A 773-nucleotide genomic window follows, 5' to 3' on the forward strand; every position below is an offset into this window, starting at 1 on the left:
CCGAGGGCTTGGCCGGCCTCATTGGCGCGAGGGATATCAAACACGTCCAAAAGAACCGCGAACATTCGCCGGCCGCTGTGCCTCTCCGCCAAGCCGGCATAGTCAATCTGGAACTGGTGTCGATTCGGAATTCCACTGACCGGTTCCAGGCGGCCGGACATGTTTCTCAGCTCAAGTTGCGCAATCACCAACTGGGCCAAAGTGGACAGCTGGGCGCGCKCTGGCTCTGAGAACTCGCGCACCTTTGTGTCCATGATGCACATGGCGCCTATAGCGACACCGTTCTTCGCCACAAGGGGCGCTCCGGCATAAAACAGCAGGTGGGGCGGAGCGACGACCAATGGGTTGTTCTCAAAGCGCGGGTCCTCCCGAAGATCCGGGACGACCATCACCTCGTTGCAGGCGATCGCATGGGCGCAGATGGAGAACCTTATATCCGTCTCACCGACCGGCAAGCCGATTCGGGAAATAAATCGCTGCTTGTCGTCTCCGACAATTGAGACGAACGCCACTGGAGCATTGAAGGCGAAGGCGGCCAGCGAGGTGATGCGATCCAAGGATGGCCCGGACTCCGAGTCCAAAACATGCATCGCTCCCAAAACCGCCATCCGTTCCTGAGCTTCGGTGATAGGCACATTCATAGCAACTGCGCGGCAACCATTCGACGGTAAGTTAGCTCTATATCATTAATTCGAACCACAGCCCATGAAATCCTGATGAGTTGGGCCCAACCCCGCTGGTTCTGATGACTACCGTGTCGCTTCGTCCTGGAG

General features: G+C 57.8%; 1 protein-coding gene. It reads right to left on the reverse strand.

Annotated features, from left to right (window positions below; all coding sequences use genetic code 11):
* Nucleotides 1–641: GAF domain-containing protein (locus AC1DQP_RS21150; RefSeq protein WP_478052513.1), on the reverse strand; the 641-nt coding region annotated here is incomplete at its 3' end.
* Nucleotides 642–773: the final 132 nt, after the last annotated feature.

The sequence above is a fragment of the Stenotrophomonas sp. P5_A8 genome (assembly GCF_056400545.1).